The sequence below is a fragment of the Corynebacterium sp. UMB4614 genome (assembly GCF_030217065.1).
In the GTDB taxonomy this organism is placed as follows: Bacteria; Actinomycetota; Actinomycetes; order Mycobacteriales; family Mycobacteriaceae; genus Corynebacterium.
This window is the reverse complement of the sequence record NZ_JASONC010000098.1, coordinates 1-263: the sequence shown is the minus strand read 5'-3', so window position 1 is coordinate 263 and position 263 is coordinate 1. Positions and strand designations below refer to the sequence as shown.

At 44.5% G+C, this 263-nt stretch carries 1 pseudogene; it reads right to left on the bottom strand.

The features are described 5' to 3' along the window. Positions 1 to 7: 7 nt before the first annotated feature. Positions 8 to 263: pseudogene (locus QP413_RS10060) on the bottom strand (IS3 family transposase); the annotation flags it as partial.

The following is a 263-nucleotide window of genomic DNA, read 5'->3' as shown; positions in this document are numbered from 1 at the left end:
GAAGTGGTCAACAAAAACTGGCCACCGAGTTAGAGTTTTTTCCAGTATCGATTTTCCGATTCGTTTGGGGGTAACCCACCGTTATATTCGTGCGGTCTTAGTGCGCTGTAATATCCAACGATATAATCCGTTATGACGTGAACTGCATCGCTGAAGCTTACATAACTTGTACTGGAATCCATTTGATCTTCAGACTTCCTGAAGAAGCGTTCCATTGGATTGCATCCCAACAGTTCCCCACGACTCATACTTTGCCTGATCAG